This window comes from Zetaproteobacteria bacterium (assembly GCA_003696765.1).
Taxonomy (GTDB): domain Bacteria; phylum Pseudomonadota; class Zetaproteobacteria; order Mariprofundales; family J009; genus RFFX01.
This window is the reverse complement of the sequence record RFFX01000016.1, coordinates 1-11430: the sequence shown is the minus strand read 5'-3', so window position 1 is coordinate 11430 and position 11430 is coordinate 1. Positions and strand designations below refer to the sequence as shown.

Annotated in this window: 10 protein-coding genes and 1 other RNA gene; all 11 read right to left on the bottom strand. The window is 67.7% G+C overall.

Going from position 1 to position 11430, the window contains the following annotated elements; translation table 11 throughout:
• Positions 1–913 precede the first annotated feature (913 nt).
• Positions 914–1132 carry a hypothetical protein gene (locus tag D6682_01880; protein ID RMH52476.1) on the bottom strand — a complete coding sequence of 73 codons (219 nt, stop codon included), beginning with the start codon at positions 1130–1132 and terminating at the stop codon, positions 914–916.
• Positions 1133–1148: 16 nt separating this feature from the next.
• Complete coding sequence (locus D6682_01875) at positions 1149–2375, bottom strand: DUF4102 domain-containing protein (protein ID RMH52475.1); 1227 nt, start codon at positions 2373–2375, stop codon at positions 1149–1151.
• A gap of 182 nt (positions 2376–2557) precedes the next feature.
• Positions 2558–2905, bottom strand: a transfer-messenger RNA (tmRNA) gene (ssrA, locus tag D6682_01870).
• A 110-nt stretch (positions 2906–3015) separates the two neighbouring features.
• On the bottom strand, positions 3016–4410 hold the full coding sequence (gene gltX / locus D6682_01865) for a glutamate--tRNA ligase (GenBank protein RMH52474.1): 1395 nt from the start codon (positions 4408–4410) through the stop codon (positions 3016–3018).
• Positions 4407–4661, bottom strand: a complete 255-nt coding sequence (locus D6682_01860) for a septum formation initiator family protein (protein RMH52477.1) — start codon at positions 4659–4661, stop codon at positions 4407–4409. The genes gltX and D6682_01860 overlap by 4 nt, the downstream gene beginning before the upstream one ends.
• Before the next feature lie 20 nt (positions 4662–4681).
• Entirely contained in the window at positions 4682–5998 is a 1317-nt protein-coding gene (locus D6682_01855) for a phosphopyruvate hydratase (GenBank protein ID RMH52473.1), read from the bottom strand.
• Positions 5995–6840 (bottom strand): 3-deoxy-8-phosphooctulonate synthase, encoded by an 846-nt coding sequence (locus tag D6682_01850; protein ID RMH52472.1) that lies wholly within the window; start codon positions 6838–6840, stop codon positions 5995–5997. The genes D6682_01855 and D6682_01850 overlap by 4 nt, the downstream gene beginning before the upstream one ends.
• Positions 6837–8480, bottom strand: a complete 1644-nt coding sequence (locus tag D6682_01845; GenBank protein RMH52471.1) for a CTP synthase — start codon at positions 8478–8480, stop codon at positions 6837–6839. The genes D6682_01850 and D6682_01845 overlap by 4 nt, the downstream gene beginning before the upstream one ends.
• A 35-nt stretch (positions 8481–8515) precedes the next feature.
• The gene (locus D6682_01840) at positions 8516–9571 is read right to left on the bottom strand and encodes a helix-turn-helix domain-containing protein (protein ID RMH52470.1); all 1056 of its coding nucleotides are present in this window, start codon (positions 9569–9571) and stop codon (positions 8516–8518) included.
• The gene (locus D6682_01835; GenBank protein RMH52469.1) at positions 9568–10305 is read right to left on the bottom strand and encodes a tetratricopeptide repeat protein; all 738 of its coding nucleotides are present in this window, start codon (positions 10303–10305) and stop codon (positions 9568–9570) included. Before D6682_01835 ends, D6682_01840 begins: the two co-directional genes overlap by 4 nt.
• Positions 10302–11204 (bottom strand): S-methyl-5'-thioadenosine phosphorylase, encoded by a 903-nt coding sequence (mtnP, locus tag D6682_01830; GenBank protein RMH52468.1) that lies wholly within the window; start codon positions 11202–11204, stop codon positions 10302–10304. Before mtnP ends, D6682_01835 begins: the two co-directional genes overlap by 4 nt.
• Between the last annotated feature and the right edge of the window lie 226 nt (positions 11205–11430).

Below are 11430 nucleotides of genomic sequence, written 5' to 3'. Positions count from 1 at the left end.
CAGCCGGATCGGCGCCGGGGCCTTGCCTTTGCGGCACCACGCCCACCAAGTAGACCGAGTCACGCCCACGCGGGCGAGCACGGCAGGCAGGCGCAGCAGGGCCTCGCCGGTTGCGGATGTCTTCGTTGCGTTGTCCATGATACCGCTCCTTGTCGTCAGGATGCGGCGAACGATGGAACAGCCAGGCGGATTTGCGAGGGAATTCCCGTAACGAAACGGGAACAAAAAGTTATTCCCGGGGTTCCTTCCAGGTCTCAAAGGCGGCGTTCAGATGCTTTCTTATTGTTTTTTCGTCCATATTTACGTTTTTGCGGTAAAGCGCCGCCTTCAGCTTGCCGACAGTGTCTCTGTCGGGGGAATAGCCGGCTTTTCCCGCCAAATAGGCGATAAGCAGATGCAAGCTCCGCCGCTCCCGCCCCGATAGCGGTTTGTCTTGATCCTCAGGCGGCGACGTTAGCGCTTCCTCTTCCTCTTTGCTCAGGTCGCTTGCTGGGATGATGCGAACAGCTTTGAAACACCGGCCGCTTTCGGCTTTCAGGTTTTCGCCTTCGCGGTCAAGGCTCGGCCATTGCTCCCTTTGGATAACAACCAGCCGTTTCCGGTCAAAACCGATGCCGATCATAAAGCCGTCTATGGCTTCCGCGCGCAACTCCTCCCATGCTCTGCGATCGGCGGCTTTCGTCAGGATGGCTCTAGGCACTCTCGGCTCGCCGGTCACCCAACTTCGGCGCGGCTCCCTTCCTTTTTTCCTTTTCTCGGCAATGATATGAATACAATCGGAAAGGCGGACGCCTCTTTTATAGATGTCTTCAAGCACGTTGCACCTCCGCACCCAGGATGGAAGGCCGGGGCGGAAGCGGGGTGCGCGCCTTTCAGCAGGGGGCCAGTCCTGCCTACCGCCCCAGCCAGGGGGTTAGGCCTTTGCGCCTCCAAGCCGGCGCTCGCAAGCAGCATCCAGCAGCATGCTCACGGGCTCCAGGATGTAGGCCACTTCCCGGCCGGTAAACGTAACATCGCCGCGCGCGTCGCTTAGGGCGTTCGTCAGGCTTCGAACATGCCGGGCAGCCGTCAAAAGCAGCAGGCCATCACCCATGCTGCCAATGGTCAGCTTCTCCGCGTCTCTCATCTTCACCACGTTTGTCATCGTCTCACCTCCTCGCTTGGTGTATCGGCACCACGCTGGCGCCTTCTCGCAGGGCGTCCAGATAGTCCGCCCAGGATTGCATCAGCCGCCGGCGCTCGGGCAGGTATTCCGCGCGGTGATAGGCGGCCACCACTTCGCTTTTCTCCGCGTGCGCAAGTTGTCGCTCCAGTACGATCGGGTTCCAGCCTTGCTCCGACAGGATTGTGCGCACGGTCGCTCGCCAGCCATGGGCCGTATGCTCATCCTTGGCAATGCCCATGCGCCGCATGGCGGCGTTCAGGGTGTTGTCGCTGATGGGGCGGGCGTCGGTGCGGATGCCTGGGAACACCAAGCGCCCATGGCCGGTCAGCGGGCGCAACTCCATGAGAATATCCATGGCCTGCCGGCTCAGCGGCACAAGGTGGGCGCCGCGGTCTTTCACCTTCATGCGGTGGGCCGGGATGCGCCACATGGCATCTTGAAAATCAAACTCCGCCCACTCGGCATGCCGCAGCTCGCCGGGGCGAACGAAGGTGTAAGGAAGCAGGCGCAGGGCGGCGCGCACCACGGGATGGCCTTCGTATCCCCACACGGCGCGCAGCAGGCCGCCCAGCTCGCGAGGGTCGGTCACGGCGGCCATGTTGCGGGGACGGGGACGGGACAATGCGCCACGCAGGCCGGCGGTGGGATCGCCCAGGGCGCGGCCGGTGGCGATGCCGTAGCGGATCACCTGGCCTATGATGATTCTGCAGCGGTGCGCGCTCTCTTGCGCGCCTCTCGCCTCGATGCGGCGCAGAACGTCCAGAATCTCAGGGGCCGTGATTTCGCGCACGGGGCGCTTGCCGAGATAGGGCAGGATGTCGTTCGCAAGCCGTTGCTCGATGGTGCGCACATAGCCAGGCGCAAGCGCGCGCTTGCGCTTGTGCAGCCATTCAAAGGCCGTCGCTTCGAAGGTATCCAGTGCGGCGCGGCGCTCGGCCTGGCGCACGGCCACGGGGTCGCGCTTCTCCGCCAGCAGTGAACGGGCGTCGTCTCGCAGTTCACGCGCGCGCTTCAAGCTGATTTCGGGATAGGTGCCCAGGCTCATACTTTTGCGCCGGCCGTTCAGGCGGTAGTCCAACTGCCAGCGCTTGCTCACCTCGGTAACGATGAGATACAGGCCGCCGCCGTCAGACAGCTTCGCTAGCTTCTGCCCTGGGGGAACCTTTGCGGATCGCACCCTGGCGTCCGTCAGCTTGTCCTTCACGCTCATGCCGCACCCCCATCTCAATGACGGTAATCGGCAGCCCATTTTTTAGGTTACCACCACCCATTACCGTCACGTTACCGTCTATGCACGCATGCTACGCTGGACAACATGGGATGGTCAAGCATGAAAAAACCTAGCATTTGCTAGGCTTTCCGGTCATCATGATTTTTCGCTGGATTTTGAAATGGTGGAGGCGGCGGGAATCGAACCCGCGTCCGGAAACCATTCACCAATGGCTCTACATGCTTAGGCCGTTCTCACAGCACCCGACGGAAACCGAACGGCCAAGGTGCCCGCCGGGTCGATTCGTTCAGGTTTGACCCGCACGCCACGAATCACCAGCGCACGGGCGATCCCGTCTTGATGGCCCCGCTCCCCGAGGCGACGGGCGACCTCAAGGGCGGGGTGACTTACGCAGCGTAAGCCAGTTCTACGTCGTCGTTGGCAGTTATTTGCCGTCGGTGTTTTTTACGGGATCACCAACCCGGCATGCACCACGGGCTGCAGCATCTCCGTCGAGACCGGTCGCCCCCGAAACGGACGGCCGCCTTCCGCAAGGCCACCGTTTCTCGAAGCGTAGCCGAATGGTGCGGCCAGGTCAAGGGGAGCGGCTGTATGGGCGCGGGGGGCGCGATCGGCGCGGTCAACCATCGCGCTGGGGCAGGGTGTCGGGATCGAGCCGTGCGGCGACCCCGTCCCGGCCGAGAAAGGCGATGATCGCGCCCATCTCCGGGCCGTGGCAGCTTCCGCTCAGGGCGGCGCGCAGTGGCATGAAGAGCCTCCGCCCCCGTATCCCGCACGCCTCGCCCAGCCGGCGGGTCCAGCTGCGCCATTCTCCGTCCGCGCACTCCCGCCACAGCGTTCGCGCCGTGCGGAAGAGGGTGGGGTCGCAGCCTTGCAACAGTGCCGTCGCCTCCGCGTCGGGGGCGGCGTGGGCGTCGATCAGCCGGGCGTAGCGGGCGGCATCCTCCGCCCGTTCCAGGTTGGGGGCGATCAGCTCCGCCAGTCGTACCAGCCGCCCCTTTGCGCAAGGTGGAAGGAAGGGGGCGATCCGACCGGCGAGCTCCTCTGCGGGGAGGGCGCGCAGCAGCCGGGTATGCCACCGCCAGAGCAGCTCGTCCGACCAGCGGACCGCCGTGGTGGAGAGCGCCTCCGGCCGGAAGGCGCGGGCGAGCCCGGCGAGGTCGTGGATCTGCTCATCGATGTTGGGATGGCCGAGGCGGGCCAGGGTCTGCACCAGCGCCTGCGGCAGCAGTCCGGCGGCTCGCAGATCCTCCGCCGTGATGGCCCCGAACCGTTTGGAGAGCTTGGCGCCGTCGGCATCAAGCAGCAGGCCGTGGTGGAAGTAGCAGGGAACCGGCCGGCCGAGCAGCTGCAGCAACCAGACCTGGCAGGCGCTGTTGGTCAGGTGGTCGTCGCCGCGTACCACGTGGGTGATGCCCTCGCAGGCGTCGTCGACGGCGTTGGGCAGCAGGAAGGTGAAGCTGCCGTCGGAGCGCACCACCACCGGATCGTCGAGGTCGCATCGGGAGAAGCGGATCGCCCCGCGCAGCCGGTCGGGGACGACCACCACCGCATCGGGATCGTCGCTGTGGAGCGCCAGCCTCCAGACGAAAGACTCCTTTTCGGCGCGTGCCTCGGCTTCCGCCCGGCCCAGCGCCCGGCAACGGCCGCTGTAGCGCGGCGGCAGCCCACGGGCGGTGGCGATCCTTCTGTCGGCCTGCAGTCGGGCCGGGGTGCAGAAACAGCGGTAGGCGGCGCCGCATTCGGCCAGTTGCCGCAGTGTCTGCAGATGGGCCTGCCGGTTTCGGCTCTGGAAGCGGGTGGGGCCGTCCCACTCCAGGCCCAACCAGCGCAGCGTCTCCTCGATCGCCGCGACGTACGGCTGCTGGTTGCGCACCTCGTCGGTATCCTCGAAGCGGAGCAGGAACCGTCCCCCCTCCTTGCGCGCCAGCAGCCAGTTGAGCAGCGCGGTGCGCAGGTTGCCCGGGTGGAGTCGGCCGGTCGGCGAGGGGGCGAAGCGGGTGGTGACGCTCATCGGCCGTAGGGATCCTCCGGATGGAGGATGATGTATTCGTCGGGGTGGATGTAGCCCAGTTGCTGGTGGATCAGCCGCTCCAGTTCGTCGGGGTCGTTGCGCAGACGCAGGATCTCCCGGGCCAGCCGTTCACGCTGCCGGCGCAGTTCGATGATCTGCCGTTGGAGCCGTTCGAGCTGGCGCTGCTCCTGGCGATAGACGAGGTAGCTGTGGTCGGAGAAGAGCAGCGACCAGAGCAGACCGGCGGTCAGCGCGATCAGCAGCAGCCAGATCAGCCTGCGCTGCCACACGGCCGGGCGGCGTCCGGCTGCCGGCGGATGGAGAAGGCCTCCCGTCCGGCGAAGCGGGCCCGCCTCCCCAGCTCCTCCTCGATGCGCAGCAGCTGGTTGTACTTGGCCAGCCGGTCGCTGCGCGAGGCCGAGCCGGTCTTGATCTGGCCGGTGCCCAGCGCCACCACCAGATCGGCGATGAAGGTGTCCTCGGTCTCACCGGAGCGGTGGGAGACCATGGCGCGGTAGCCGGCATCCGCGGCCATGGATACGGCGGCGCGAGTCTCGGTCAGAGTGCCGATCTGGTTGAGCTTGACCAGCAGCGCGTTGGCCACGCCCTGTGCGATTCCCTGCTCGAGGATCTCCGGGTTGGTGACGAAGACGTCGTCGCCGACCAACTGCAGCCGGTCGCCCATGCGCCCGGTCATCAGCCGCCACCCCTCCCAGTCGTCCTCGGCCATGCCGTCCTCGATGAAGAGGATCGGGTAGTCGCGGCTCCACCGGTCGAAGAAGTCGACCATGCCGGCCGAATCGAGCACCTTGCCTTCGCCGGCGAGGTGGTATTGGCCGTCGCGGTAGAACTCCGAGGCGGCGGGGTCGAGCCCGAGGAAGATCTCCTCCCCCGGCTTGAGTCCCGCCTGATGGAACGCCTCCATGATGGCCTCCACAGCCGCCACGTTTGAGGGGAGCATCGGTGCGAAGCCCCCCTCGTCGCCGACGGCTGTGCTGCATCCCCGTGCCTTGAGCACCGCCTTGAGCGCGTGGAAGCTCTCCACCCCCATCTCCAGCGCCTGGGCGAATGAGGAGGCGCCGGCAGGGGCGACCATGAACTCCTGGATGTCGACGTTGTTGTCGGCGTGGGCGCCGCCGTTGAGCACGTTCATGCAGGGGACGGGCAGCAGTGTGGCCTCCTCACCGCCGAGGTAGCGGTAGAGCGGCACCCCCCGCCCGGCCGCCGCCGCGCGCGCCACCGCCAGCGAGACACCGAGGATGGCGTTGGCGCCGAGGCGCCCTTTGTTGGGTGTGCCGTCGAGGGCGATCATCGCCTGGTCGATCGCCTTCTGCTCTTCCGCCTCCATGCCGCAGAGGGCCTGTGCCAGCTCGTTGTTGACGTGGGATACGGCGCGTCGAACCCCCTTGCCGTTCAGGCGGCCGCCGCCGTCGCGCAGTTCCACCGCCTCACGGGTGCCGGTGGAGGCGCCGCTGGGGACGGCGGCACGGCCGAAGGAGCCGTCGGCCAGCCGCACGTCGACCTCGACGGTCGGGTTGCCGCGCGAATCAAAGATCTCACGGCCGTGGATGGTGCTGATGGTGCTCATGGGTCTGGGTTCTCCTGTGACTTGACGATGTGATCGATGGCCTTGATCCGGGCGAGCAGCGCCTCGAGCCCGGAGAGCGGCAGCGAGTTGGGGCCGTCGGACTTCGCCCGGTCGGGGTCGGGATGGACCTCCATGAAGAGGGCGGCGATGCCCACCGCCACCGCCGCCCGCGCCAGCCCCGGGACGAAGGCGCGGTTGCCGCCGCTGGCCCCGCCCAGTCCGCCCGGGCGCTGCACCGAGTGGGTGGCGTCGAAGACCAGCGGCGCGCCGAAATCGCGCATGATCATCAGCGAGCGCATGTCGCTGACCAGGTCGTGATAGCCGAAACAGCTCCCACGTTCGCACAGCAGGAGCGCCTCGTTGCCGGTGGATCGTGCCTTCTCCAGCACGTGGCGCATATCCTCCGGCGCGAGGAACTGCCCCTTCTTGATGTTGACCGGTCTCCCCGTGGCGGCGACGGCGGTGATGAAGTCGGTCTGGCGGCAGAGGAAGGCCGGTGTCTGCAGCAGATCGACCACCTCGGCGGCGGCGCGGGCCTGCTCCGGGGTGTGGACGTCGGTGACCACCGGCAGGCCGAGCTCGGCGCGCACCCGCCCCAGGATGCGCAGCCCTTCGTCGAGGCCGGGGCCGCGGAAGCTGCTGCCGCTGGTGCGGTTGGCCTTGTCGAAGCTCGATTTGAAGATCAGCGGCACGCCGGCGCGGCGGGCGATCCGCGCGATCGCTTCCGCCGTGCGCAGGGTGAACGCCTCTCCCTCGATGACGCACGGGCCGGCGATCAGCACGACGGGGCGGTCGTTGCCGATGGCGCAACCGGCAACCGTAACCACGTGCGTTCCGCTCATGCGGCCTGTCGGCTCAGGCCGGCGCCGACGAAGGCGGCAAAGAGGGGATGGGGAGCGTAGGGGCGGGAGCGGAACTCGGGGTGGAACTGGCAGGCAACGAACCAGGGATGGTCGGCGATCTCGACGATCTCGACCAGCGAGTCGTCGGGCAGGGTGCCGGCGACGACCAGGCCGGCCTGCTCCAGCCGGTCGCGGTAGTTGTCGTTGAACTCGTAGCGGTGGCGGTGGCGCTCCCGCACCTCGCTGCAGCCGTAGGCCTCCGCCGCCCGGCTGCCGGGTTTGAGGCGGCAGGGGTAGCCGCCCAGCCGCATGGTGCCGCCGAGGTCGCCGTCGGCGCTGCGGTGGATGCGGGTCCCCTCCTGCTCCCACTCGGTCATCAGCGCGATCACCGGATGTTCCGCGCAGGGGTCGAACTCGCTGCTGGTCGCCCCGGCGATGCCGGCGACGTTGCGGGCGAACTCCACCACCGCCAACTGCATGCCGAGGCAGATGCCGAGGTAGGGCACCTTGCGCGTGCGGGCGAAATGGATGGCGGCGATCTTCCCCTCGGTGCCCCGTTCGCCGAAGCCGCCCGGAACCAGAATGGCGTCAACCTGCTCCAGTCGGCCGCATCCGTTGCACTCCAGCTCCTCGGCGTCGATGTAGTCGATCTCCACCCGCGCCTCGTGAGCGATGCCGCCGTGGGTGAGCGCCTCGTTGATCGATTTGTAGGCGTCGGGCAGCCGGGTGTACTTGCCCACCATGGCGATGCGCACACGCCGTTTGGGGTTGCGGATGCGGTGGCAGATCTCGTGCCAGACGGTGAGGTCGGGCTCGGTCGGCTCCATGCCCAGGTGGGTGAGCAGTACCTTGCCCAGCCCGCCGGCGTGGAGCGCGCTGGGGACGGCGTAGATGGTGTCGACATCGGGGGCCTCGATCACCGCCTCGCGCGCCACGTTGCAGAAGAGGGCGATCTTGTCGCGCTGCGCCTTGGGGATCGGGTGGTCGGAGCGGCAGAGCAGCACGTCGGGCTGGATGCCGATCTCGCGCAACTTCTGCACCGAGTGCTGTGTCGGTTTGGTCTTGATCTCGCCGGCGGAGGCGATGTAGGGGACCAGTGTCAGGTGGAGGAAGGCGGTGCGTTCGCGCCCCAGATCGAACCGCAGTTGGCGGATCGCCTCGAGAAAGGGCTGCGATTCGATGTCGCCGACGGTGCCGCCGATCTCGACCAGCGCGATCTGCGCCTCGCCGTCGTCGAGCGAGAGGATGGCCTGTTTGATGGCGTCGGTGATGTGCGGGATCACCTGCACTGTGGCGCCGAGGTAGTCGCCGCGCCGCTCCCGCCGGATGACCGACTCGTAGATACGGCCGGTGGTGTAGTTGGAGTGGCGTCCGGTGGTGATGTGGCTGAACCGCTCGTAGTGGCCCAGATCGAGGTCGGTTTCGGCACCGTCGTCGGTGACGAAGACCTCGCCGTGCTGATAGGGGCTCATCGTGCCGGGATCGACGTTGATGTAGGGGTCGAGCTTCTGCATCGTCACCTTGATGCCGCGCGCCTCGAACAGCGCGGCCAGCGAGGCGGCGGCGATCCCCTTGCCGAGCGAGGAGACCACGCCGCCGGTGACGAAGACGAAGCGGATCCGGGATGTGGCGTCGCTCATGGGGTGCGCAGCGTAGCGACGAGACGGCGCGATCGCTACCGGCTCTTCGCCTCCGCCGCGCCTTTCTCCTGTTTCTGCTTTCCCGCCGGTGCGGTGACCTGCAGGTGGCGGACGACCGCCCCCACGCGGCCGATGGTGCCGAAGTCGTAGCGGGTGGCGCCGTCCACCTCGATCCGGAGCACGCCGGCATTGCCGGTGCTGATGAGCAGCCGTGCCGTATCGAGCTGCAGCGAGAGGGAGTGGTGGGGACGGAGGATCACCTCACGCAGTCGGATGCGGCCGCCGTCGGGGCGCTCCCGCTCGATGCGCAGCCAGACGCGGCCGTCGCCTGCGGTGAAACGGAAGCGATGCAGCTCCGCGGGTGGAGCCGCGCCGTCTTTCCCTCCCCTCTGCGGCCTTCGTGCGCCGGGTCGCGCCGGTGCCGTCGCCGGAGTGGTCGGATCGATCGTCGGGGGGCGGGGTGCTGCGGCGGCAGCCGGCTGCGGCGGGGTGGACTCCGTTGCGGCGGCAGCCGGAGTGGTGTCGCTCGCCCCTTGTTCCGCCGCCGGCTTCCGTGCCGGTTCGGCTATGGGGGAGGGGGGCGTCGATGGGGTCGGCGGCTCGTGTGCGGGGGGTGGCGCCGTCTGCTCCTGCGCCACCGGTGGTGGCGGCGGTGGCGGCGGCGCCTCCTCCCGATCACCGGTCAGGTTCCACACGAGGAGTAGCAGCAGGAAGAGGATGCCGGAGGCGATGGCCCACTTGCGGTTGGGGGCGATCGCCGGATCGGGGAAGGTGAGCGGCTGACGGAAGGCGAAGTCGTCGGACTTGAGCTGTTGCACCATCTCGGTGACGTCGACACCGAGCGCGTCGGCGTACTGCCGCAGGAAGGAGAGGGCGAAGACCGGCCCGGGCAGCGACTCCCAGTCGCCCGCCTCCAGCGCCTCGATCTGGCGCGGGCTCAGCTTGATCGCCTCGGAGATCTCGGCGATGGTGCGTCCCTGCTCCTCACGCGCCCGGCGCAGGCGGCGGCCGGCCTCGCCGATCAAGGTCTGGCGCAGCGTCTCCGGATCGCGCTGCTGTTGCGGTTCGTTGGCGGGTGACGGGGTGCTCATCGCAGTTGTGCCTTCGCCCAGGCGCGGTCGGCCTCGTTGGTGGCGGCCTCGATGAAGCGGCGCAGCAGCCGTTCCGCCTCGGGGCGCTGCTCCGCCCCGAGCAACGGCAGCACCATCTGCAGCGCCTCCCGGTCGGCGGGGTCGGCGCGCAGCATGGTGAGCAGCAGCGCCACCGCATAGGGCTTGCGCTTGCTGGCCAGGAATGCCTCGGCCTCGCGCAGCCGCGATGTGTGCTGGTGGGGGTTGATGATCCGCGCCTTGCGGTAGGCGGCGATCGCCGCGTCGTAGCGTCCCTGGGCGGCGAGCGCATCGCCCAGGTTGATGAAGGCGAGATCCTGTCGGGTGTAGCGCGGATCGTCGAGCGCGATGCGGAACTGACGCTCGGCCTCGGCGGGACGCCCCATCTGCAGCAGCAGATTGCCGAAGTTGTTGTGCATCGCAGGCGTCGGCTTGATGGCCAGTGCCTTGCGGTAGAGCGCTTCCGCCTTGTGCAGGTCGCCGCGTAGCCGCCAGGCCAGGGCCAGGGCGGCGGTCACCTCGGCGTCGTCCGGGCGGAGCTTCTGCGCCCGCATCAGCTCACGGAAGGCGACCGGAATGTCGCCGCTGCGCAACGCGTTGACCCCCATCTCGTAGTGGAGCTCCCCTTCCCGGGCCGCCTTCTCCATCTGCTGCTCGTGCGTGGCAGCACAGCCGGCGAGCAGTGCGGCCGTCAGCAACGGCAGCAGCCGGATCACGCCGTCACCTGCTCCGGATCGAGCTTACGCTCGATCAGCGCCCGCACCCGGGCGAGCGCCTCCGGCCCGATCTTGCTCAGGTCGGCGAAGAGGCCGGCGTCGAGTGCGCGTCTGCAGCCGCAGCCGCAGTGGTGCAGCCGATCGGCCGGTTGGGCGGAGAAGAAGTGGCCCAGCATCGCCTTGGCGTTGGCCACGTTGCGCCGCATCACCTCGATGATCGCCGTCACCGAGACATCCTCCTCCTCTTCGTGCCAGCAGTCGTAGTCGGTGCTCATCGCCACCGTGGCGTAGCAGAGCTCCGCCTCGCGGGCCAGCTTCGCCTCCGGCATGTTGGTCATGCCGATCACATCCATCCCCCATTGGCGGTAGAGGTTCGATTCGGCGCGGGTGGAGAACTGCGGCCCCTCCATCACCAGATAGGCCCCCTCGGGATGGGTGGTGACACCGGCGGCATTGCAGGCGTCGCCCAGGCGGTCGCGCAGGTCGTGACAGCAGGGATCGGCCATCGAGACATGGGTGACGATCGGCCCGTCGAAGAAGGTGGATGCCCGGCCGCGGGTGCGGTCGACGAACTGGTCGACCACCACGAAGTGGCCCGGCTCGATCCCCTCGCGCAGCGAGCCGACCGCCGAGATGGAGATGATCTGGTCTGCGCCGGCCAGCTTCATGGCATAGATGTTGGCTCGGTAGTTGATCCGGTGGGGCGGGATGGTGTGGCCCCGGCCGTGGCGCGGCAGAAACAGCGCCTCGTGACCGTCGATCTCCACCAGGGTGAGCGGCGCCGACGGCGGGCCGAAAGGGGTCTCCAGCTCCAGCACGTCGACCACCCGGCAGTGGTCGATCTCGTAGAGGCCGCTGCCGCCGATGATGCCGGTGCGTGGTGGGTGTTCCCTGGTCATGTTTGATCGAATCGCAAAAAGTCCGTCCGTGGCCTTTTTGCTCGACGGGGATCGAAGAGCGCGGTCTTCGATCCCCTCACAAATCCGTCGGTTGCATCCGCAACCTCCGGATTTGCGCGACCGTCCTGGTCGCGAATGCCGGCTTCTTGCGAAGCCGTCATGTTTGATCGAATCGCAAAAAGTCCGTCCGTGGCCTTTTTGCTCGACGGGGATCGAAGAGCGCGGT